Below are 19,736 nucleotides of genomic sequence, written 5' to 3'. Positions count from 1 at the left end.
GCTATCTGGTCGAGGGCAGGCGCAGCCGCTTGAGGGTCAGGGCGTTGACGGCGACGATGAGGCTGGAGCCGGACATCGACACCGCGGCGATCTCGGGGCGGAGCATCAGGCCGAACGCGGGCTCGAAGACGCCCGCCGCGATGGGCAGGGCCAGGGTGTTGTAGCCGATCGCCCAGCCCAGGTTCTGCCGCATCTTGCGCAGCGTGCCCCGGCCGATGCGCAGCGCCGTGGGCACGTCCAGCGGGTCGGAGCGCATCAGCACCACATCGGCGGTCTCGATGGCCACATCCGTGCCCGCGCCGATGGCGATGCCCAGATCGGCCTGGGCCAGCGCGGGGGCGTCGTTGACCCCGTCTCCCACCATGGCGACCTTGCGGCCACCGGCCTGCAGCCGGGCGATGGCGGCGGCTTTGTCCCCTGGCAGCACGTCGGCGATGACGGTGTCGATGCCGAGCTGTCCGGCGATCCGGTTGGCGGTCGCGGTGTTGTCGCCGGTCAGCATGACCACCTCGACCCCGAGCTCATGGAGCGCGGCCACCGCCGTCGCTGAGGTGTTCCGTGGGGCGTCGGCGATGCCGATCACCGCGGCCGCGACGCCGTCGACCGCGACCATGACCGCCGTTCTGCCGCCCTCGGCCACCTCGTCGCGACGTGGGCCGAGCGTGCCCAGGGCGATCCCCTCGCGTTCCAGCAGGCGCCGGTTGCCCACCGCCACGCGATGCCCGGACACCTCGGCGACGGCGCCGTGGCCGGGCACGTTCTCGAACCGCTCGGCCCGCGTCCGGTTCAGCCCGCGGGCGTCGGCGTGGCCGACAATGGCCTCGGCCAGCGGATGTTCCGACTCGCGCTCCACCGCGGCCACCAGCGCCAGCAGGTCGTCCTCGGCCCAGCCGTCGGTGATGACGTCGGTGACCTCCGGCTCGCCCCTGGTCAGGGTGCCCGTCTTGTCCAGTACGACGACCTGGACGCGGGCGGAGGTCTCCAAGGCGATCGCGTTCTTGAACAGCACCCCTCGCTGGGCGCCCAGGCCGGTGCCGACCATGATCGCGGTCGGGGTGGCCAGGCCCAGCGCGTCCGGGCAGGTGATGACGACGACGGTGATGGCGAACAGGATCGCCACGCTGAACGGCTCTCGCGCCAGCAGCCAGGCGCCCAAGGTGAGCCCGCCGCCGACCAGGGCGACCAGGACCAGCCAGAACGCCGCCCGGTCGGCCAGCCGCTGCCCGGGCGCTTTGGAGTTCTGGGCTTGCTGGACCAGCTTGACGATCTGTGCCAGCGCGGTGTCGGCGCCCACCTTGGTCGCGCGTACGCGCAGGGTTCCGTTGCGGTTGATGGTGGCGCCGATGACGGCCGAGCCGGGTTGCTTGTGCACCGGCAGGCTCTCCCCGGTGACCATGGATTCGTCGACCTCGCTCTGGCCGTCCTCGACCAGGCTGTCGACGGGGATCTTGGCGCCGGGCCGTACCAGCAGCAGGTCTCCGGCGGCGACCGCCGCGGTGGGCACGTCGACCGGTTCGCCGTCGCGGATGACCGTCGCCCTGGGCGGGGCCAGGTCGAGCAGGGCACGGACCGCGTCGTTGGCGCCGCCTCGGGCGCGCATCTCGAACCAGTGCCCGAGCAGGACGAAGGCGGCCAGCACGGTCGCCGCCTCGTAGAACACCTCGCCGCCGCCGGTGAGCGTGACCACCAGCGAGTACAGCCAGCCCGCGCCGACGGCGACCGCGACCAGCACCATCATGTCCAGCGTGCGGGCCCGCAGCGCCCGTACCGCGCCGTCGAAGAAGATCCAGCACGAGTAGAGGATCACCGGCAGGGAGAGCAGCAGCGCCCACACGTCCTGGCGGAGTCCGAACGGGACCGGCACGTCCAGGCCGAGCACGTCGGTGCCGATCGGTGACCACATCACGATCGGGATCGAGAACAGCGCCGCCACCAGGAACCGGTTGCGCATGTCGGCCACCATCGCGGCCATCGACATCCCCGCGTGCCCGCCATGGCCCATCATCTCGTGGGGGGCCTCATCCGGCCGCACAGTGACGCCACGTTCGACCTCGACGTGCCCGGCATGGCCCGGCACCGGCGGATCGGGTTCGGTCATCGGGTCGCAGATGTGGGAGGGAACCGACTGGCCCGCGCAGTGGTAGCCGCATTCGATCACCCAGGCGCGCAGCTCCGGCAGGGAGGTGACCCTCGGGTCGAACACCACCGTCGCCGTCTGGGCGACCGGGTTGACCTCCACATCCAGCACTCCGGGACGCCGGCCGAGACGAGCCGCGACGGCATTCTGCTGCGAGACCCACAGCAGACCGCTGACATCGAGAACAACGGTGCTGCGGTCCTTCCCGGGGCCCGGGTGTACCTGGCTGTGCTGTGTCATAGATCGGTCTCCGCTTGCAGACCGGCCAAAGTCACCTTGACGAGGCGGCGCACGGCGGCCGGGGACGGCAGGCTGCCCGCCGCGGTGAGCGCGTGCAGGCAGTAGGTCGCCAGTTCCTCGGGCGCGACGTCCTGGCGGAGGCCGCCGGTCGCCGCGGCCTCGGCCAGCAGATCTCGGACCATGTCGTGGAGCTGCCGCTGAGCCCGGACGACCTGTTCGTCCCGGTGGAGGAAGGCCCCGAGTTCGGTGCCATGGTGACCGTGGGACTCGTGGGAGATGAGGGCGAATGCCTCCAGCACTGCTTCGAGTCGCCGGCGGGCGTCGCCGGCGCGGTCTCGCGCGTGGGCCAGATGTTCGAGGTGGGCGGTGATCTGGCGTTCGTGCCAGGCGAGCAGGATCGATTCGACGTCTGAGAAGTACTTGTACAGCGTCGCCCTGCCGATGCCGGTCTTCCCGGCGATCTGCGACATCGTGACCGACGCCAGCCCTTGCTCGGCCACCAGCGTTGCGGTGGTGTCCAGGATGGCCTCGCGGACCGCGCGGCGGTGTGCCTCGATCGTGTCATTCCAAATCCTGGGCACCCCACCACTATACGCAACGACGATGTCGGGACACTCTGTATTGACATAGACATAGTGTCTCGTAAACTGCGAGCAATTCGACATCGCAATCGCATGAGGAAGAGTGGATGCTCCGATGGCTGATCTGCCCAGCGACTCCGGCTCCAGCAACGACACCGGCCCACCACGCTGGGTGAAGGTGTTCGGGATCATCGCTCTGGCGCTTGCGCTGCTCTTCGGCGTTCTGATGCTGTTCGGCGGGGGAACTCACGGGCCTGGTCGCCATACCGGTGGCATGGGGACGTCCCCGCCCGTCAGCCTGGTGGCGGCCGAGCACGCATTGCCTGTGGACGATCGCCGATGACCATGAACCCCCGCCTGCGCAAACTGGCGCTGACCGTTCATGTCATTTCATCTGTCGGCTGGCTTGGCGCGGTCGTCGTCTTCCTCGCTCTCGCCCTGGTGGGCCTGGCCGGCAAGGATGCTCAGACGGTACGTGCCGCGTATCTCGTGATGGGACCGACCGCCTGGTTGGTCCTTGTCCCTTCGGCCCTCGCATCACTTCTCACCGGGCTCGTGCAGTCACTGGGCACGACGTGGGGCCTTTTCCGGCATTACTGGGTCCTGTTCAAACTGCTCATCAACATCGGCGCCATCATCGTCTTGCTGATGTACATGCGAACTCTGAGCTACCTGGCCGACGTCGCGGCAGCGCCCGGCGACGATCTCGGTGCGTTGCGGGAACCGTCCCCCATGATTCATGCCGTGCTCGCCCTGCTCCTGCTGATCGTGGCCACCGTGCTGGCGGTGTACAAGCCCCGAGGCACAACCGCGTACGGCCAGCGCGTACAAGACGGGCGGCGAACAGCGGCGGTAAGGGAACGCGGCGCCACCCAGGTGTGAGGGCGCGCTTGCCGTCTGCTGGCTGGGAGGCGGGCCAACCCCGCGCCGACCGGACTGTGGGTGGCTCTCTCGGAGATGGCGATTGCCTGGACAACAGTGTCGGCACCCTCGAAGCCACCCGCACGATCATCGCTGCCCGGCTCGTGCGAAGGGCGCGGAACTGAGCGGCTGTTTCCTGAGAGTCACGCGTCGCGGCAGGCGCGAAGCGAATACAGGACGGGGAGGTGTGAGTCGCCGAAGGGAAACCGGTACAGCCCGTCTTCTCCCAGGGGGAGCATGCCGCGGGGGTCCATCTCGACGGCCACGTGCTCGCCGATCTGTTTCACGGTGAGGCCCGCGCCGGCGGTCGCGGTGACGATCTCGCCGAGCGAGTACGGGTACTGGACCGTTTCCTGCGGCGCGGTCGAGAGGCCGGGCTCGGCATAGGTTCCGGTGACGGTCTCCCGGTGCGCCTGGCCGCCGCCGTACGGCCAGTCGGCGATCAGCGGATCGATGGAGGCGACGGTCTGGTAGGCCGGGTGCATGTCCACCAGCACCAGGCTGCCGCCGGGTCGCAGTGCCATCGCCGCGCCGCGCATCCATGCATCGATGTCGGCGATCCAGCACAGCACCCCGTAGGTGGCGATCACCAGGTCGAAGCCCTCCGCGAGGGTGGCGGGCAGGTGCTGGGTGTCGGCTTCGACGAAGGTGGCCGTCAGGCCTGCCTGCCCGGCCAGTTCGCGGGCCCGTTTGAGTGCCACGGGTGAGAAGTCGACGCCGGTGACCTGGGCACCCAGGCGGGCCCAGTTCAGGGTGTCCATCCCGAAGTGGCACTGCAGGTGGAGCAGGTCTTTCCCCGCTACCTCGCCGGCCAGTTCGCGTTCGAGCGCGTAGAGGGTCTGCCGTCCGGCCAGGAAGGAATCGACGTCGTAGAACCTGTCGGTGGAGGTCGAGCCGTGGATCCGGGCGCGCTCGTCCCAGAGGGTGCGATTCAGCGCGATCCCATCCTCGTTCGGCTCATGCTCGGACATAGGTGAAGGATGGCCCACAGGGCGAGATTCACCAAACCTTTTCATCCTGAGTGGCTGAGCCGGGCTAGAGCCAGTTCGGGGCGTCAAGCCAGGTCGCGCTGCCGAGGTGCTGCTTGTTGAAGATTCCTACTAAATGGGTAGGTATTGACGGAAAAGTGGAATCATGCTGAGGTTGTGGGTGTTGCCAAGGACGTCTGCGAGGTGGTGGCCGTCTGTGGAGGTGGATGTGGTCACGATGTGGCCGTTCCGCCGGGTGGGGTTGGCCGCATGAGGAAGGGGATCTGGATGTCGAGAGCGTACGTTTATCACGAGCATGGTGGCCCTGAGGTTGAGGGGTTCGCTGATCTGCCTCGGCCGGTTCCGGGGGAGGGGCAGGTGCTGGTCGCGGTTCGGGCGGCTGGGGTGAATCCGGTGGACTGGAAGGTGCGGGGCGGGTATGGGCAGACGGGTGCGGTGGCGTTCCCGGTCGCCTTTGGGCGTGAAGCGGCGGGAGTGGTGGTCGAGGTCGGCGCGGGTGTCGAGGGGTTTCAGGGCGGGGACGCGGTGTTCGGCAACGCGCTCGCGGGAAGCTTCGCCGAGTACGCGCTGCTGCCCGCCGAACTGACCGCGCACAAGCCCTCCGGGCTGTCGTTCACGGACGCGGCGACACTGCCGGTCGCGGCGGCCACCGCGTACGACGGCATCCGGCAGTTCGGCCTGCCGCCGGGCTCGACCGTGCTGATCAACGGGGTCGGGGGAGGCGTGGGTGTGGCCGCCGCGCAGCTCGCCCGTCATGCCGGTCTCCACGTGGTGGGCACCGCGAGCGCCGCCAAGAAGGACTTCGTCGCGTCGCTGGGCGTGACCCATGTGGAGCCGGGGCCTGGGGTCGCGGACCGGGTGGCCGCCGCTGCTCCGGACGGGATCGACGCGATCTTCGACCTGGTCGGCGGGGTGGCCCTGGAAGAAGTAGCCGACGCGCTCAAGGATCGGAGCAGGCTGGTCAGCGCTGCCGACCTGGCGACGGTGACCGCGCTCGGGGGCGTATGGGTGGCCCGGACGCGGAACAGGGAGACGCTGGACGCGCTGGCACAGCTGGTCCTTCAGGGGGCTTTGGACCCGTATGTGACGACCATCTTCCCGCTGGCCGAGGCCGCGAGCGCGCTGCGCCTGGTGGAGGATGGCCACGCCCGCGGCAAGGTCGTGATCGAAGTGCCGGAGTGATCGGGGCATTGGTGTGCGCGGGGGCGCCGGAGCGATCGAGGCACTGGAATGCGCGACGTGCCGAAGCGCGCGAGGCGCTGGTGTGATCGAGGCGTCGGTGTGATCGAGGCTCTGGAGTGCGCGAGGCGCTGGTGTGATCGAGGTGCCGGTGTGCGCGAGGCGTCGGTGTGATCGAGGTGCTGGCGTGATCGAGGTGCCGGCGTGATCGAGGTGCCGGTGTGATCGAGGTGCTGGTGTGAGTGAGGCGCTGGAACGAGTGAGGTACAGCAATGAGTGAGGTACTGGCGTGACTGAGGTACTGGATAACCCCGCGTGGGCGGCCTTGACGGGGCCTCATGCGCACTTCGCCGAGCGGCATGGGGGTGCGTTGCGGTATCCGCTCGACGTCTCCCCGTTCCTGGCTCTGCCGGACCGGCCGTCCTCGTCGGACTGGGACGACGTGGCCAAGCTGGCCGGGCGGGGAGGGACGGTGGCGGTGGCGGGGCTGGCCGTTGTTCCCCCGGAGGGATGGGAGGTGGTGTTCAACATGGCGGGGGTGCAGATGACCGGCGAGGATGTGACCGGTGCGCCCGACGACGAAGCGGTCCAATTGGGTCCTGAGGACGTGCCGGAGATGATGGACCTCGTCGAGAGGACTCAGCCGGGGCCGTTCCTGCCGCGGACCATCGAGCTCGGCTCGTACCTGGGGATAAGGCGGGGCGGCGCGCTGGTCGCGATGGCGGGGGAGCGGCTGCGGCCGCCCGGGTGGACGGAGATCAGCGCCGTCTGCACCGATGAGGCGTTCCGGGGGAGAGGGCTGGCAGGGCGGCTGGTGCTGGCGGTGGCGGCCGGGGTGCGGGAGCGCGGAGACCTCCCCTTCCTGCACACCGTGGCCGACAACGTCGGCGCGATCCGCCTTTACCGATCACTCGGCTTCCGGCTCCGCCGCACCACGACCTTCCAACTCCTGCGAGTTCCGATTCTGGTCGGCTGACCGGTCCGGGATCAGATGCAGGCCCCGGTGGCTTGAGTCGCGGAAACCTAGGGCTCGGTCCAAAAACCCCGGCCACTACCCCCTGGGCCCGGCCTGCGGTGATAGGTACGGGCCCGCATTGGGTTGCGGAAGCTGGGGATTAACGAGCTTGGCGGGCCAGCCTCACGAACCCCGGCGGCTAGCCCCGTTTTCCGCACATGCTGCATCGTTGCAGCTCAGTTGCTATACAAGAGCCAGCACCTTAGGTGATCGGCCCCAGGTCAATGGTGGTCACGTGCGGAATGCAGGGCCATCTCCTGGCCCTGGCTTGCGGTGATAGAGGCTCCAGTGGGTTGGTTGCAGGGTCGGCCTCGCAAAGGCTGGCGGTTATCCCTGGGCGCGGCCTGCGGTGATCGTGTCGAAGTCGGGGATGCGGGAGGCGATGGGGTCGCCGGTGAAGTCGCCGATCCAGCCGTCGTCGTCGTGGAAGAAGCGGATGGCGGTGAAGTCGGGGTGGGTGCCCATGTCGAACCAGTGGGTCGTGCCCGCGGGGACGCTGAGCAGGTCGCCCGCCTCGCAGAGGACCGCGTGCACCTTGCCGTCGATGTGCAGGTAGAAGATGCCGGAGCCGCCGGCGAAGAAGCGGACCTCGTCGTCGTCGTGGGTGTGCTCGGCCAGGAACTTGGCGCGGGCCGCGCGGGCGCGCTCCGGCCAGTCGGGGCTGTCGTCGGGGCGGAGCTGGGCGACGTCGACGAAGACGTAGCCCTCCTCGGCGACGACGCGGGCGACCTCCTCGCGGTAGGCGTTCATGATTTCGTCCGGCCCGGCGTCGTCGAGTCCGTCGACGGTCTGCCAGTGGCGCAGCCGGACGCCGACCTCCTTGAGCGCGGTGGCGATCTCCGCACCGTCCTCGGTCCGCAGGAGGGTGTCCGGCGCGTCGCCGTCGGTATACACGGTGAGGTATGTCATGACCTATCCCTACTAAACCCGCTATTCGGATAAACCCTACAGGAAAAGTAGACAATTTGCCCGGGGTGTGTCTAGCATCCCTCTGTGATCCACGCACGACTTGTCGGAGCCCTGGTCAGCGCCCTGGCGCTCACCGCCTGCTCCCAGGGAACCACCGCCACCGCCACCGCCCCCGCGTCATCGGCGCCGAGCGCCGCCGCAGCGTCACCCACCGCCTCCGTCCCCGCGAAGTTCGCCGCCGGGGTCCGGGTGGCCCTGGTACGCCAGCTCTCCTCGGGCGACTACTTCGAGCAGTGGCTGGCCGGCGCGCAGGCCGAGGCCAAGGGCCTCAACGTGACGCTGGAGGTCTCCAGCGGCGACGGCAACAACGACAAGCAGGCGCTCAACCTGGAGCAGGCGGTCAACCAGAAGGTCGACGCGATCATCGTGGACCACGGCTTCGCCCAGACGGTGCAGCCCGCCATCAAGAAGGCGGCCGACGCCGGCATCCCGCTCGTGGCCTTCGACGTCGACCCGGGCACCCCGAAGGCGGTCGCCCTCTCCCAGGACGACCACCAGATCGCCGAACTGGCGCTGGGCGCGCTAAAAGAAGGCACCGGCGGCACTGGTGACGTGATCTACGTCTACGTGGCCGGATTCGCCCCGCTGGACCGGCGGAACGAGGTCTGGACCCAGTTCAAGAAGGACAATCCGGGCATCAAGGAGGTCGCCCAGATCGGCGTGGTCAACAACTCGACCGCGTCGGCCGTCGCCGACCAGGCCAAGGCCGCGCTGCAGGCCAATCCGGGCGTGAAGGCGATCTTCGCGCCGTACGACGAGTTCGCCAAGGGGGCGGCGCTCGCGGTCAAGGAGCTCGGGCTGCGGGACCAGGTCAAGATCTACGGCGCGGACATCTCCACCGCCGACATCGGCGTCATCACCGAGCCGGACAGCCCGTGGGTGGCAACCGCCACCACCGACCCCTCGAATGTGGGCCGGATCGCGGTCCGGGCCGCCGCCCTGCTGGTCGCCGGAGAGCAGGTCGGGCCCGAGCTGAAGATCCCGCCCGCCCTGGTCACCCAGCAGCAGCTGCGCGACGGCGGCATCGCCAACATCGAGCAGCTCACCGCCGCGATCCCCGCCCTGACCACCCCGGACGTCGCGCGGGTGCCCTGGGCCACCCCGTGACCGACGCGCTCTACCGGTACGGCCTGCTGGCCGTCCTGGCCGCCATGCTGGCGATCTTCGCGGTGCTCCGCCCGGCCTTCGGCACGTACGGCAACGCCATGATCGTGCTCCAGTCGGTGGCCGTGGTCGGCGTGGTCGCGCTGGGCGTCACCGTCTCGATGACCACCGGCGGGTTCGACCTGTCGGCGGGAGCCTGCGTCGGCGCGGTGGTCATGGTGACCGCGCTGGCCATGGTCAGGTTCAACCTCACCGGCGGCACCGCGATCGTCGCCGGACTGCTCACCGGGCTGCTGGTGGCGGGCGTGAACGCCCTGCTCACCGTGGTGGCCCGGATTCCCGACCTGGTGGCCACCCTGGGCACGATGTTCCTGTTCCAGGGCCTGGCGCTGATCATCACGTCGGGACGATCCGTGGCGGCCGGGATGACGGTGAACGGCGCGCCCGCTCCCGGCCGCTACACCGAGGGTTTCGCCTGGCTCGGCGGCGGCACGGTCGGCTCGGTTCCGGTGCCGGTCCTGGTGTTCGGCCTGATGGCGGTCGCCGTCTACCTGTTCCTTGAGCGCACCCGCTGGGGCCTGGCCCTGTACGCGATCGGCGGCAACGCCGAGGCGGCCCGGCTGGCGGGCATCCGGGTGGCCAGGTATCGCGCGCTCGCCTACGCCGTGTCCGGCCTGTGCGCCGCGACCGCCGGGATCATGCTGTCGGCCCGGCTCGGCCGCGGCGACGTGGGCGCGGGGGACGCGTACCTGCTGCAGTCGGTGGCGGCGGCGCTCATCGGCTACGCGGTGCTCGGCGCCAACCGCCCGAACACGCTGGGCACCGTGGTCGGGGCGCTGTTCATCGGCGTGGTGATCAACGGCATGACCATGCTCAACGCCCCCTACTACACGCAGACCTTCGTCCAGGGCGCGCTGCTGGCCGGCGCGCTCGTCGTCAGCTACACGCGCAGGAGAGTCCGTTGACCGCCTACGAGCTGCTCACCGTCGAGACGGTGCCCGCCTATCTGGCCGGCAGGCCTGCGCTGGCCCGGTGGGCCGATCCCGCCCGGATCACCGGGGTGCGGGAGATCGGCGACGGGAACATGAACACCGTCTTCGCCGTGGAGGTCGACGGCGGGCCTGGGGTGGTGCTCAAGCAGTCCATGCCGTACGTGCGGGTGGACCCGAACTGGCCGATCACGCCGGACCGGAACCGGATCGAGGCCACCGTGCTGGCCGAGCACGGCCGGGTGGCGCCCGGGCTGGTGCCGGAGCTGCTCGACGTGGATGAGTCCCGGCATGTGGTGGCTTTGGAGGATTTGTCCGACCATCGCGTGTGGCGTGGCCTGCTCAACGAGGGGTCGCGGGACGAGGGGGTGGCGGCCGATCTTGGGCGGTATGTGGCCAAGGTCGCGTTCGGTACCTCGGTGTTCGGGCTCGGCGCGGAACGTCACAAGGCCGCCGTGGCCAGGTCGGCCAACCCGGAACTCTGCGAGATCACCGAGGATCTGGTCTTCACGGAGCCGTACATCGAGCACGAGCACAACAAGATCCTCCCGGCCAACAAGGCGGACGTGGCCGCCTACATCGGCGATCCCGCCGTGCGTACCGCGATCGGCCTGGCCAAGCTGGCGTTCATGACGCACGCCGAGGCGCTCATCCACGGCGACCTGCACACCGGCTCCGTGCTGGTCCGGCCGGGGTCGACGCGCGCGTTCGACGTCGAGTTCGCCTTCTACGGCCCGGTCGGCTTCGACATCGGCGCGCTGTGGGGCAACTACGTGCTGGCGGCGGCGCGCGGTTTCGCGCTCGGCGACGCCGGGCACGCCGGGTGGGCGCTCGGGCTGGCCGAGCAGACCTGGGACGCCTTCCAGGCGGAGTTCACCGCGCTCTGGCCGGACCGCGCCGATCCCCGCGTGTACGGCGACGGCGTGCTGGCCGCCTATCTGGCCAAGACGCGCGCTGACGCGGCGGCCTTCGGGGCGGCGAAGGCGGCGCGACGGGTGATCGGCTTCTCCCGGGTCACCGACATCGAGACCCTGCCGGAGGAGGCGCGGGTGACCGCAATCCGTGGGGTGCTGCGCGCCGCGCGTTACCTCCTCACCACCGGCCCGGTCGTGTTCGACCGGGTGGGCGACCTGCTGGTCAGCGAGTAGCGATCTTGTACGCCAGCAGCCACTCCACGCACTCGGTCACATGCCGGGCCCGCAGCAGGGTCGGCCCCCAGGCGTAGAGGCCGTGCGAGGCGACGATCACCGCCGGCGTCGCCGGGTCGTACGCGGCCTCGAAGCGGTCGCCGAGCTCGGCCATGTCCTGGCTGTTGGCGATCACCGGGATGACCACCTCGTCGTCGTGGGCCTGGCGGCCGATGCCCTTGAGGGTTTCGAGGTCGCGGAGCCGTACCCCGCCTGGCCAGTGCTGACCGGCCACGACGGCGCTCAGCGTGTGCACGTGCACCACGGCGTCCGCGCCGGTCAGGGAGGCCACTCTGGCGTGCAGCCCGGCTTCGGCGGAGGGTTTCAGCGGCGCGATCCCGTCGATGTCGACCTGGTCGCCGTGCGGCCCGACGACGGCCATGTCGGCTGCCGTCAGCTCGCCCTTGTCCAGGCCGCTGGCGGTCACCGCGAGGCGGAGCGGGTCGCGGGCCACCACCTCGGAGAGGTTGCCCGAGGTGCCGCGCATCCAGCCGAGCGCGGTGAACCTGGCGGCCTCGGCCGCGAGCCGCGCGCCCGCGGCCAGCACGTCGGCGGCGGTGGGACTCATGCGATCTCCTCGAAACTCGCGACCACGAAGTGCGCGCCGAAGGGGGCGTGCTCGCTGGGCTCGCCCGGGCGGCGCACGCCGATCACGCGCCACCCGGCCGCCGCCGCGGCGTCCAGTTCGGCGGGTACGTCCGACAGGAACAGCAACTCGCCCGGCGGCGCGTCCAGGGTCTCCGCGATGCGCTCGTAGGACGCGGGCTCCCGCTTGGGTCCGGCGTTGACCGTGTCAAAATACCGCTCGACCAGCACCGACAGGTCGCCCGCCACGCTGTGCGCGAACCACGGCCGCTGGCTGGACACCGCCCCGGAGGAGAAGACCGCCAGCCGCCGCCCCCGCTCCCGCCAGCCGCGCAGCGCGGGCGGCACGTCGGCGAAGAAGTGCGCGGTCAGCTCTCCACCGGCGAAGCCCGCCGCCCAGATCTGCCCTTGCAGCGTCTTCAGCGGGGTGGCTTTGACGTCGCCGTCCATCCAGGCGTGCAGGATCGCCACGGTCTCCTCGGAGGTTGCGCCGCCGACCTCCCGGACGGCGGCGGCCACCTCGGGGTCGTCGCGGTGCGCGTCGATCCAGGGGCCGAGCCGGGGGCGGGCATAAGAGTAGAGGCCTTTGTGCACCGACTCGGTCGAGCTCGTGGTGCCCTCGATGTCCAGCACGATCCAGCTCATCGCGTGAGCACCGCCACGAAATCCGCGACGAAACGCGGCGCGTCCACTGAGGTGATCACCCGGGTGTCCGGCGCCGCCTCGTACGGGAAGGCCGGGGGCAGGCCGTCGTGGGTGCGCATCAGCCGGGCCCGCGACAGGAAGCCGTCGGTCCTGACGTTGACCGGGCCGTCGATCCATCCGGTCGCGAACCCCGGGTCCAGCAGGATCCCCGCCGCCAGCGGGTCGTGCAGCGGGATGATCCGGCGTCCCCACTCGTTCTGGTAGAAGTCCAGGTACGCGTCCAGGATCTCGGTGGCGAATGTGGCCTTGGGCGAGGCCCGCAGTGCCCCGATGGCGCGCTCGTCCAGGATCGTGGTCCCGGTCACGTTGACGCCCACCATCACCAGCCTGCGGCGCGGCGCGGCGAACACCGCCCGCGCCGCCTCCGGGTCGTTGTTGATGTTCGCGTCGATCATCAGCAGCGTGCCCGGCGGCGCGTACGGACCCGACCCGCCCATCAGCACCACCGACCGGTAGCGGGTGAACAGGTCAGGGTCGAGCCGGAGCGCCGCCGCCAGGTTGGTCAGCGGGCCAAGGGCCAGCAGGTCGAGCTCGCCCGGGTGTTCGGCGGCCAGCCGTACCAGCAGTTCGGCGGCGGTCTCCGGGGCCGTCTCGGGCATCGGCCGGAGGTAGCCGAGGTCGCCGAGGCCGTCCTTGCCGTGCACGTGCCCGGCGATGCTCGCCACCCCCGCCAGCGGTTGCGCGGCGCCGCGCGCGATCGGCACGTCCAGGCCGAGGAGGCGGTTGACGTAGCCGATGTTGCGCGCCGCGTCCGGCTCCTCGCAGTTGCCGAACACCGAGGTGACCGCGACGATCTCGGCGTCCGGGCGGCCCGCCAGGTAAAGCAGGGTGTGGGCGTCGTCGATGCCCGTGTCGGTGTCCACGACGATCCGCCGTGTCATGAGGCCTCCTTCGGGCGCCGCCTGGCCGCCACCGCGGCCAGGACCAGCGCGAACAGCGTGATCACATACGGCGCGGCGTCGGCCGCCTGCTGCGGCAGCCTCGCCCCCTGAAGCCGGAAGCCGACCGCTTCCGCGAAGCCGAACAGCAGGCAGGCCAGCAGCAGCCGGTACGGCAGCACGCCGCTCAACATGACCGCCACCACCGCGATCCAGCCCCGGCCCGCGCTCATGCCCTCGCTGAACAGCGTCACGTTGCCCAGCGCCAGCTGCGCCCCGGCCAGCCCGCACAGCGCGCCCGCCACCAGCACCACCCCATGCCGGTACGCCCCGACGCGCAGCCCGGCCGCCTCCGCCGCCTCCCGGTGCTGGCCCACGGCGCGCACCCGCAGCCCCGACCTGGTGCGGCCCAGCCACCAGGCAGCCGCGACGACCAGCGCCAGCGCGAGCGGCACCAGCGGCGACTGCGGCCCCAGCACGGGCACGTCCAGCCCGAGCTCGGCCAGCGTCGGCAGCCCGGCCAGCTCCGGCGAGCTGTAGGTGCCGCCACTGCCGAAGATCCGCCGCATCAGGAACCCGGTCAGCCCCAGCGCCAGCAGGTTCAGCCCCACCGCCACCACGATCGGGTCGGCGCGCAGGCCCACCGAGGCGGCCGACAACATCCCCGAGAAGAGCACGGTGGCGGCGATCGCACCCGCGACACCCGTCCAGGCGCTGCCGGTCACGTCGCTGACCACTACGGCGGTGAACGCGCCCCACAGCAGCTGGCCTTCGAGAGCGATGTTGAACACCCCGGCGACCTGGCAGATCAACCCGCCGAGCGCGGCCAGCAGCACCGGCGCGGTCGCGGTGAGCACGCCGGACAGGAAGGAGAGCTCGAAAATGTTCATTCCGCCGCCCGCCGCCGGACGGTCGCCAGCACGGCGACGATCACGATGATCAGGCCCTGCACGATCTGGGTGAGCTGGCTGGGCACCCCGGCCTCGCGTTCCATGCCCTGGCCGCCGACCTGCAGCACGGTCAGCAGCGCCACCGCGACCGGCACCGCGAGCGGCCGCGAGGCCGCCAGCAGGACGGCCGCGACCGCGGTGAAGGTGTATCCGGGCGCGGTGAGCGCGCCGTCCACGAACCGGTACGGCGGGCCCAGCACGATCAGCCCGCCCACCAGCCCGGCGAACGCCCCGCCCCCGGCCAGCGCGTATCCGGCGAGGCGGTCGACGTGGACGCCGCCGTACCGGGCGAACTCGGGGTTGTGGCCTCTGGCCCGCATCTCGTAGCCGAGGACGGTGCGGCCGTCGGCGTACAACCAGATCCCGGTCAGCGCCACCACCAGCGGCAGGCCCAGCGTGACGTAGCCGCTGCCGCCCAGCGCGGGCAGGTGGGCGGCGTCGGGCAGCACGGGGGTCTGCGCGATCCCGGAGCCCTGCTCGGCCAGCGGGAAGCGGACCAGGTAGGAGGCCAGCGAGACCGCCGGGGCGCTGATCAGCAGCGTGCCGACGATGGCGGGCACGCGCAGCCTGGTGCTCAGCGGCGCGGCCAGCGCCGCCACCAGGCCGCCCGCCAGCGCCGCCACCAGCAGCGGCAGGACTACCGCCAGCACCGGCGGCAGCGGCACCGCCAGCGCGAGTGCTGCCGCCGCGATGCCTCCGGCGGCCATCTGGCCGTCGCCGCCCAGGTTGAACTCGCCTGCCCGCAGGGGGAGCGCGAACGCCAGCGCCATGCCGAGGGTCGGCACGAACGCGGCGATCGTGTACTCCAGGTTGCCGTCCGCGACGGCCCCCCGGATGAGCGCCGGATAGGCGTCCGCCGGGTTGACGCCGACCGCGAGCATCACCAGCGTGGTCAGCGCGAGCGCGCCGCCGATCGCGGGAACGGCCGCGGACAGGGCCGCACGCCGGGCCAGATCCAGGACGCGCGGTTCGTTCAGCGAGCGCGTCATGGGAGGACCCCGGTCATGGCCTGCCCCAGGCGCTCCTCGGTGGCGTCGGCGTCGAATTCGGCGACCAGGCGGCCCTCGAACAGCACGAGGACCCGGTCGGACAATTCGCGCAGCTCGGACAGTTCGCTGGACTGCAGGAGGATCGCGCCACCCTGGTCGCGGGCCGCGACCAGGAGCGCGTGGACCCGTTCGCGCACGCCCACGTCCACGCCCTGAGTCGGCTCCTCGACCACGATCACCCGGGACTGCCGGGTCAGCTCGCGGGCGAGCACCGCCTTCTGCGCGTTGCCGCCGGACAGGGCGGTGATCGGGACGTCCACCGAGGCCGCGCTGATGGCGAACCGCTCGGTCAACTGCTCGGCCCTCGCGCGGACGGTCTTTCTGGGCAGGCCGAACCTGGTCGCCAGCCGGTGCTGCTCGCCCATCAGGAGGTTCTCCGCGAGCGACATCTCCGGCGCGGTGGCGCGGCCGTGGCGGTCCTCGGGCACGTAGGCGACGCGCGGGTCGCGGCCCTGGACGACCGGCGCGCCGTCCAGCAGGACCTGCCCGGTCCGGCCGGGGGAGCGCAGGCCGGTGACGGTGTCGAGGAGTTCGCGCTGGCCGCTGCCCGCCACGCCCGCGATGCCGACGATCTCCCCTGGCCGGACCGCGAACGAGACGCCGGACAGGCGGGGCACGCCGTCCGCGTCGTGGACGGTGAGGTCGCGGACGGCGAGCGCGGGATCGCCGTCAGGCTTGGACCGGCGGCGGGGTTCCGGCGCGGCCAGGGAGCGGCCGATCATGGCGTGGACCAGCTCGTCGGCGCTGGTGTCCGCCGTCGCGAAGCGGCCGGTCACGCGGCCCTGGCGGAGTACGGTGACCCGGTCGGAGGCGGCGAGGACCTCGGTGAGCTTGTGCGTGACCAGCAGGATGGCGACGCCGGTGGCCGCCACCGTGCGGAGTACCTCGAAGAGGCGGCCGGCCTCGGCCGGGGTGAGCACGGCGGTCGGCTCGTCCAGGATCAGCACCTCGGCCTGGCGGTAGAGGGCCCGGAGGATCTCCACGCGCTGACGTACCCCGACCGGGAGGCCGCCGACCTGGGCCGCGGGGTCGGCGCGCAGGCCGTACTTCGCGGAGAGGTCCGCCACGGCGCGGTGCGCGGTCTCCTGGTCGACGCGGCCGCGGGCGACGGGTTCCGCGCCGATCACGATGTTCTCCGCCACCGTCAGGCCGGGGAAGAGGCGGAAACGCTGGTGGACCATGCCGAGGCCGTGCCGGATCCCGTCGGCGGGGGAGCGCAGCCTGATCCGCTCGCCCGCGCGCAGCACGTGACCGGAGTCGGGGCGGTGCAGGCCGTACAGGATGGACATCAGGGTGGACTTGCCGGCCCCGTTCTCGCCGACGACGGCGTGCACCTCGCCCCTGGCGACCGCCAGGTCGATGCCGTCGTTGGCGAGCACGGGCCCGAACCGCTTGCTCACGCCGACCAGTTCGGCGGCCGGTACGGACACCGTCAGCCCTGCAGCGGATCCGCGACGGTGATCTTCCCGGCCACGATGTCGTCGCGGACCTGCTTCACCTTGGCGATCACGTCGGGGCTGGCGGCCACCGTGCAGCCGGACGAGGCCACCTCGGCGTCGAGGGCGTTCACGCCCACACCGCCCTCGGCCAGACCGTAGATCTTGACGCCGCCGGTCTTCCCCGCCGCTATCTCCTTGATCGCCGCGCTCTCCGCCACGTCCACGTGCTTGAGCACGTTGTCGATGACGTTGCCCGCGCTCTGGCCGCACTGGTTGATGTCCACGCCGAACGCCTTCGCCCCCGAGGACGCGGCCGCCTCGAACACGCCCTGGTTGCCCGCGGACGCCGCCGCGGCGACGATGTCCGCGCCGCGCCCGGTGAGCGTCTGCGCCTGGGACTTGGCCCTGGCCGGGTCGCTGAACGGGTTCGCGCCGCCCACGTAGAGGGGCGTGCCGGTGACGTCCGCCCGGACCGAGGTGGCCCCGGCGAAGAACGGCTCGATCCAGCGGTGCACGAACGGCGTGTCCAGCGCCGCGACCACCCCGATCTGGCCGCTCTTGGTCAGCAGGCCCGCCTCGACCCCGGCCAGGTAGGCCGCCTCATGCTCCTTGAACGACACGCAGGCCAGGTTGGCGGCCTGCTCCTTCGCGCACGAGTCGACCTGCAGGAACTGCTGGTCGGGGTGCTGCTTGGGGACGGTGTTGAACACGTCGTCGAAGGAGAAGCTGATGCCCACGATGACGGTCGGCTTGGCCCGCACCGCCGCGTCGACGTTCTGCGCGATGCTCGTGGGGTCCTTGCTCTCGTACAGCTTGAAGGAGGCGCCGAGCTCCTTCGCGGCGGCCTCCGCGCCCTTGACGCCGAGCTGCAGGAAGCTGTTGGAGCCGACGGGGTTCGGGGTGATCAGGATGATCGATTTCTCCGGGGCCGCGGGGGCGGCGCCGGTCTCGCCGCCGCCGCACGCGGCGAGGGCGAGGAGCGCGGCGATCCCCGCGAGGGCTGGGGTGATTCTCATGGGTCCTGGTTCTGAGGTGCTCGAATGGTGCGTCAGCGAGCATATCCACATATTTCCTACCAGAACAACCTGTAATGCCTTGATCACCCAGGATGGCGGGACGGGCCGCCGCCTTGACGCCCTGCCTATTGTATGGTTACTTAGTAGGAAATATAGGTAATAGGCATCGGCGGGGGGCTGGTGCGGATCCCGGCCCGCGGGCGACGGCGGCGGCAGAGCCGGAGAAAGGGCGTTGATTCTTTGCGGCCGGGTGCGGGCGCGAATAGCGCGCCGATGACCACTGCTGTTTCTTCCGGCGGAGCGTCGTATGGAATTGATGGGCCATCGGGCCAGAATTGATCGGGTGCGCGCGGAATCCTCACTGGAATTACTCCGCAGACTTTTCGCGGACGCGTCCTCGGACGAACAGATCTCGGCGAAAGTCGCCAATCTCGTCGATGAATGGCTCGGCCGTGGTCCGGCCGCCACCGGGTCGGTACGGCGACTGCTGCTGGCCGGCCGTACCGGTGAGGCATTGCGGGCCATCCGGGAATCGGACGGGACCGTTGGAGCGTTCCGGGAGCTGGCCCGCTGCTGGTATCCGGGCCTGCGTGGCGAGCTCCCGGTGGAAGCCGGGCCCATCGAGGTGACCACCGGGCTCGAAGGGGTGCGCGTGCTCGCCGCCTTCCTGGCCGACCACGACGCCGACGCGGCGGTGTGCCGCGCCGAGACCGTCCTGCGGCTCTGCCCGATGGGGGAGCCGGCCCTGGAGTCGCTCATCGCCGCGCTCGCCACCCTCGTCTACGCCGACCGCGCCGACCTGGCCGGACGCTGGTGCGCGCCGCTGCTGGAACAGACCACCACCCACTGCGATCCGCACTGGCAGGGCATGTTCGCGGCGATCCGGGCCGAGACCGCGATCCGCCAGGGACGGCTCAGGGACGCCGAGCGGTGCGCCCGCGACGCGCTCGCCCACCTGCCGATGGCCGCCTGGGGGGTGGCGCTCGGGCTGCCGCTGGCCAGCATGGTGACCGCCAAGACCCTCCTGGGCAAACCCGAGGACGCCGTACGCTACCTGGCCGTGCCCGTGCCGGAGGCGATGTTCCAGACCCCGGTCGGGCCGCACTACCTGGCCGCGCGCGGCGGCTACCGGCTCTCCACCGGCGCCCCGGAGGAAGCCCTCGCCGACTTCCTGGCCTGCGGCGACCTGATGAAAAGCTGGGACGCCGACCTGGCCGGACTCGCCGCCTGGCGGCTCGGCGCCGCCCGCGCCTGCCTCGACCTGGGCCGTACGGCCGACGCCAGGGCCTTCACCGACGAGCAACTCGCGGCGCCCGGCGCCGGATCCGCCCGGGTTCGCGGCATCGCCACCCGGCTGCGCGCGGCGACCCTGCCGCTTGAGCAGCGCCCGGCCGAGCTGGAGCAGGCGGTGGAGTTGCTGCAGTCGGCGCAGGACCGGCTGGAGCTCGCGTACGCGCTGGCCGACGCCGGTTCGGCGTACGCGCGCCTGGGTGACGGCCATCGCGCCAGGTCCGCCGGGCGCCGCTCCCGCCACCTCGCGCGGTCCTCCGGCGCGGAGCCCGCCGCCGACACCCTCGCGCTCCGGCCGCCCCCCGCGGCTCCTGCCCCGGATCTCGGTGAGGATCTCAGTGAGGCTGAGCGGAGGGTCGCCACCCTGGCCGCGCAGGGGCACACCAACCGGCAGATCTCCGGAAAGCTCTACGTGACCGTGAGCACGGTCGAGCAGCATCTCACCCGCATTTATCGAAAGCTCGGCGTAACCCGCCGGGCCGATCTCCCCGTGTTTTTGGACTAGGACCCCTT

The 19,736-nt window shown here is 71.1% G+C and carries 19 protein-coding genes; 8 read left to right on the top strand and 11 right to left on the bottom strand.

The window, feature by feature from the left end; all coding sequences use genetic code 11:
* Window position 1 precedes the first annotated feature (1 nt).
* Complete coding sequence (locus tag Amac_RS11430) at window positions 2-2,377, bottom strand: heavy metal translocating P-type ATPase (RefSeq protein WP_155354299.1); 2,376 nt, start codon at window positions 2,375-2,377, stop codon at window positions 2-4.
* Window positions 2,374-2,958 carry a TetR/AcrR family transcriptional regulator gene (locus Amac_RS11425; RefSeq protein ID WP_155354298.1) on the bottom strand — a complete coding sequence of 195 codons (585 nt, stop codon included), beginning with the start codon at window positions 2,956-2,958 and terminating at the stop codon, window positions 2,374-2,376. The genes Amac_RS11430 and Amac_RS11425 overlap by 4 nt, the downstream gene beginning before the upstream one ends.
* 115 nt (window positions 2,959-3,073) lie before the next feature.
* Between Amac_RS11425 and Amac_RS11420 the strand changes: the two genes are divergently transcribed.
* Both Amac_RS11420 and Amac_RS11415 read left to right on the top strand, forming a co-directional pair.
* Complete coding sequence (locus Amac_RS11420) at window positions 3,074-3,301, top strand: hypothetical protein (RefSeq protein WP_155354297.1); 228 nt, start codon at window positions 3,074-3,076, stop codon at window positions 3,299-3,301.
* Window positions 3,298-3,840 (top strand): hypothetical protein, encoded by a 543-nt coding sequence (locus Amac_RS11415; RefSeq protein WP_218041015.1) that lies wholly within the window; start codon window positions 3,298-3,300, stop codon window positions 3,838-3,840. The genes Amac_RS11420 and Amac_RS11415 overlap by 4 nt, the downstream gene beginning before the upstream one ends.
* Window positions 3,841-4,022: 182 nt before the next feature.
* Here Amac_RS11415 and Amac_RS11410 read toward each other — a convergent pair whose 3' ends face one another.
* Entirely contained in the window at window positions 4,023-4,850 is an 828-nt protein-coding gene (locus tag Amac_RS11410) for a class I SAM-dependent methyltransferase (protein WP_155354296.1), read from the bottom strand.
* A 375-nt stretch (window positions 4,851-5,225) separates the two neighbouring features.
* On the opposite strand from Amac_RS11410, the gene Amac_RS11405 reads away from it, so the two are divergent.
* Both Amac_RS11405 and Amac_RS11400 read left to right on the top strand, forming a co-directional pair.
* Window positions 5,226-6,050 (top strand): NADP-dependent oxidoreductase, encoded by an 825-nt coding sequence (locus tag Amac_RS11405; RefSeq protein WP_218041014.1) that lies wholly within the window; start codon window positions 5,226-5,228, stop codon window positions 6,048-6,050.
* A gap of 286 nt (window positions 6,051-6,336) precedes the next feature.
* Window positions 6,337-7,023: a GNAT family N-acetyltransferase gene (locus Amac_RS11400; RefSeq protein ID WP_155354294.1), complete on the top strand. Its 687-nt coding sequence runs from the start codon at window positions 6,337-6,339 to the stop codon at window positions 7,021-7,023.
* Window positions 7,024-7,389: 366 nt separating this feature from the next.
* Here Amac_RS11400 and Amac_RS11395 read toward each other — a convergent pair whose 3' ends face one another.
* Window positions 7,390-7,971, bottom strand: coding sequence for a 1,2-dihydroxy-3-keto-5-methylthiopentene dioxygenase (locus Amac_RS11395; RefSeq protein ID WP_155354293.1), 582 nt, complete (start codon window positions 7,969-7,971; stop codon window positions 7,390-7,392).
* 84 nt (window positions 7,972-8,055) lie between these two features.
* On the opposite strand from Amac_RS11395, the gene Amac_RS11390 reads away from it, so the two are divergent.
* Genes Amac_RS11390 through mtnK form a run of 3 tightly spaced genes read left to right on the top strand, consistent with a single transcriptional unit; the run spans window position 8,056 to window position 11,272 of the window.
* The gene (locus tag Amac_RS11390; RefSeq protein ID WP_218041013.1) at window positions 8,056-9,138 is read left to right on the top strand and encodes a substrate-binding domain-containing protein; all 1,083 of its coding nucleotides are present in this window, start codon (window positions 8,056-8,058) and stop codon (window positions 9,136-9,138) included.
* On the top strand, window positions 9,135-10,100 hold the full coding sequence (locus tag Amac_RS11385) for an ABC transporter permease (RefSeq protein WP_218038370.1): 966 nt from the start codon (window positions 9,135-9,137) through the stop codon (window positions 10,098-10,100). Before Amac_RS11390 ends, Amac_RS11385 begins: the two co-directional genes overlap by 4 nt.
* Complete coding sequence (gene mtnK, locus Amac_RS11380) at window positions 10,097-11,272, top strand: S-methyl-5-thioribose kinase (RefSeq protein ID WP_155354292.1); 1,176 nt, start codon at window positions 10,097-10,099, stop codon at window positions 11,270-11,272. Before Amac_RS11385 ends, mtnK begins: the two co-directional genes overlap by 4 nt.
* Here the strand turns inward: mtnK and mtnB are convergent.
* Genes mtnB through Amac_RS53580 form a run of 7 tightly spaced genes read right to left on the bottom strand, consistent with a single transcriptional unit; the run spans window position 11,262 to window position 17,933 of the window.
* Window positions 11,262-11,879, bottom strand: a complete 618-nt coding sequence (mtnB, locus tag Amac_RS11375) for a methylthioribulose 1-phosphate dehydratase (protein ID WP_155354291.1) — start codon at window positions 11,877-11,879, stop codon at window positions 11,262-11,264. The two genes, mtnK and mtnB, sit on opposite strands and share 11 nt — an antisense overlap.
* The gene (mtnC, locus tag Amac_RS11370) at window positions 11,876-12,541 is read right to left on the bottom strand and encodes an acireductone synthase (protein WP_155354290.1); all 666 of its coding nucleotides are present in this window, start codon (window positions 12,539-12,541) and stop codon (window positions 11,876-11,878) included. The genes mtnB and mtnC overlap by 4 nt, the downstream gene beginning before the upstream one ends.
* A complete protein-coding gene (locus Amac_RS11365; protein ID WP_155354289.1) occupies window positions 12,538-13,482 on the bottom strand; it encodes a nucleoside hydrolase in 945 nt (314 codons plus the stop codon). The genes mtnC and Amac_RS11365 overlap by 4 nt, the downstream gene beginning before the upstream one ends.
* Window positions 13,479-14,369 (bottom strand): ABC transporter permease, encoded by an 891-nt coding sequence (locus tag Amac_RS11360; RefSeq protein WP_155354288.1) that lies wholly within the window; start codon window positions 14,367-14,369, stop codon window positions 13,479-13,481. Before Amac_RS11360 ends, Amac_RS11365 begins: the two co-directional genes overlap by 4 nt.
* Complete coding sequence (locus Amac_RS11355; protein WP_155354287.1) at window positions 14,366-15,418, bottom strand: ABC transporter permease; 1,053 nt, start codon at window positions 15,416-15,418, stop codon at window positions 14,366-14,368. The genes Amac_RS11360 and Amac_RS11355 overlap by 4 nt, the downstream gene beginning before the upstream one ends.
* Entirely contained in the window at window positions 15,415-16,908 is a 1,494-nt protein-coding gene (locus tag Amac_RS11350; RefSeq protein WP_218041012.1) for an ABC transporter ATP-binding protein, read from the bottom strand. The genes Amac_RS11355 and Amac_RS11350 overlap by 4 nt, the downstream gene beginning before the upstream one ends.
* 2 nt (window positions 16,909-16,910) lie before the next feature.
* Complete coding sequence (locus Amac_RS53580; protein WP_170322436.1) at window positions 16,911-17,933, bottom strand: BMP family ABC transporter substrate-binding protein; 1,023 nt, start codon at window positions 17,931-17,933, stop codon at window positions 16,911-16,913.
* A 307-nt stretch (window positions 17,934-18,240) separates the two neighbouring features.
* On the opposite strand from Amac_RS53580, the gene Amac_RS11340 reads away from it, so the two are divergent.
* On the top strand, window positions 18,241-19,728 hold the full coding sequence (locus tag Amac_RS11340; protein WP_218041011.1) for a helix-turn-helix transcriptional regulator: 1,488 nt from the start codon (window positions 18,241-18,243) through the stop codon (window positions 19,726-19,728).
* Window positions 19,729-19,736 lie beyond the last annotated feature (8 nt).

Origin of the sequence: Acrocarpospora macrocephala (assembly GCF_009687865.1) — a bacterium.
Lineage (GTDB): Bacteria > Actinomycetota > Actinomycetes > Streptosporangiales > Streptosporangiaceae > Acrocarpospora > Acrocarpospora macrocephala.
The sequence above is the reverse complement of the archived record's forward strand: the minus strand, read 5'-3'. Positions and strand labels throughout refer to the sequence as shown.

Bases quoted from the DNA above. Each gene is read 5' to 3' on its own strand.
- mtnC (WP_155354290.1), bottom strand. From the start codon at position 12,541: ATGAGCTGGATCGTGCTGGACATCGAGGGCACCACGAGCTCGACCGAG.
- Amac_RS11420 (WP_155354297.1), top strand. From the start codon at position 3,074: ATGGCTGATCTGCCCAGCGACTCCGGCTCCAGCAACGACACCGGCCCA.
- Amac_RS11340 (WP_218041011.1), top strand. From the start codon at position 18,241: ATGGAATTGATGGGCCATCGGGCCAGAATTGATCGGGTGCGCGCGGAA.
- Amac_RS11430 (WP_155354299.1), bottom strand. From the start codon at position 2,377: ATGACACAGCACAGCCAGGTACACCCGGGCCCCGGGAAGGACCGCAGC.
- Amac_RS11415 (WP_218041015.1), top strand. From the start codon at position 3,298: ATGACCATGAACCCCCGCCTGCGCAAACTGGCGCTGACCGTTCATGTC.
- Amac_RS11395 (WP_155354293.1), bottom strand. From the start codon at position 7,971: ATGACATACCTCACCGTGTATACCGACGGCGACGCGCCGGACACCCTC.
- Amac_RS11355 (WP_155354287.1), bottom strand. From the start codon at position 15,418: ATGACGCGCTCGCTGAACGAACCGCGCGTCCTGGATCTGGCCCGGCGT.
- Amac_RS11360 (WP_155354288.1), bottom strand. From the start codon at position 14,369: ATGAACATTTTCGAGCTCTCCTTCCTGTCCGGCGTGCTCACCGCGACC.
- Amac_RS11365 (WP_155354289.1), bottom strand. From the start codon at position 13,482: ATGACACGGCGGATCGTCGTGGACACCGACACGGGCATCGACGACGCC.
- Amac_RS53580 (WP_170322436.1), bottom strand. From the start codon at position 17,933: ATGAGAATCACCCCAGCCCTCGCGGGGATCGCCGCGCTCCTCGCCCTC.
- Amac_RS11410 (WP_155354296.1), bottom strand. From the start codon at position 4,850: ATGTCCGAGCATGAGCCGAACGAGGATGGGATCGCGCTGAATCGCACC.
- mtnB (WP_155354291.1), bottom strand. From the start codon at position 11,879: ATGAGTCCCACCGCCGCCGACGTGCTGGCCGCGGGCGCGCGGCTCGCG.